At 53.1% G+C, this 505-nt stretch carries 1 protein-coding gene; it reads left to right on the top strand.

The window, feature by feature from the left end; translation table 11 throughout:
- A partial coding sequence (locus tag NKH33_RS33195; RefSeq protein ID WP_352923757.1) for a DUF2127 domain-containing protein occupies positions 1-494 on the top strand: 494 nt, incomplete at its 5' end.
- Positions 495-505: the final 11 nt, after the last annotated feature.

Here is a 505-nt window from a genome sequence, read left to right as displayed (position 1 = left end):
AGGTGAATTTTGTGAAAGCAGTAGACGAACGCCGCATCCATCAGATTTTCGAGCTCAGCATCTGGCTTAAAGGGGCGCATGCCCTGATCGAATGCGTGGGCGGGATCCTGCTTTATGTCGTCACCACCGACGCCATTGCCTCCTGGGTCAATACATTCACCCAAGAGGAATTGATCGAAGATCCGAACGATTTCATAGCTGGCTATCTGTCGCAGATGGCAAGCCACTTTTCCGTCGCCAGCAAGGAGTTTTATGCCTTCTACCTGCTTAGCCACGGCCTGATAAAACTGCTGCTCGTTGTCGGGCTTTTGAGAGGCAAGCTGTGGTCGTATCCGGCATCGCTTGCGGCGCTGGGCGCATTTATGTTCTATCAAGTCTACCGCTACTCCTACACTCATTCGTTCGGCCTGCTTGTCCTGACCGTATTCGATGCTGTCGTCATGGTGCTGATCTGGCATGAATGGAAGGTCGTGCGGCAGCACAAGCCGGCATGACAGCGAAGTTT

It is taken from the genome of Mesorhizobium sp. M1182, from assembly GCF_040318335.1.
Lineage (GTDB): Bacteria > Pseudomonadota > Alphaproteobacteria > Rhizobiales > Rhizobiaceae > Mesorhizobium.
This window is presented reverse-complemented; position numbering and strand designations above follow the sequence as displayed.